Origin of the sequence: Solibacillus isronensis (genome assembly GCF_023715405.1) — a bacterium.
In the GTDB taxonomy this organism is placed as follows: Bacteria; Bacillota; Bacilli; order Bacillales_A; family Planococcaceae; genus Solibacillus; species Solibacillus isronensis_B.
Map to the genome: position 1 here is coordinate 1 of NZ_JAMBOC010000051.1, position 256 is coordinate 256.

The 256-nt window shown below is 48.8% G+C and carries 2 tRNA genes; both read right to left on the minus strand.

Annotated features, from left to right (window positions below):
• Window positions 1-25: 25 nt before the first annotated feature.
• Window positions 26-110: transfer RNA gene (locus M3166_RS19210), tRNA-Leu, on the minus strand.
• A gap of 24 nt (window positions 111-134) precedes the next feature.
• Window positions 135-210: transfer RNA gene (locus M3166_RS19215), tRNA-Lys, on the minus strand.
• Between the last annotated feature and the right edge of the window lie 46 nt (window positions 211-256).

Sequence of the window (256 nt, forward strand, 5' to 3'; positions counted from 1 at the left end):
CTCTGACAGTAATATGAAATTAAAATGGTGCGGGTGAAGGGAGTCGAACCCCCACGCCTTGCGGCGCTAGATCCTAAGTCTAGTGCGTCTGCCAATTCCGCCACACCCGCTAAGCAGTATTTAAATATAAAAACTGGTGAGCCATGAAGGACTCGAACCTTCGACCCTCTGATTAAAAGTCAGATGCTCTACCAACTGAGCTAATGGCTCTCTAAATGGTGCCGGCGAAAGGAGTCGAACCCTCGACCTACTGATT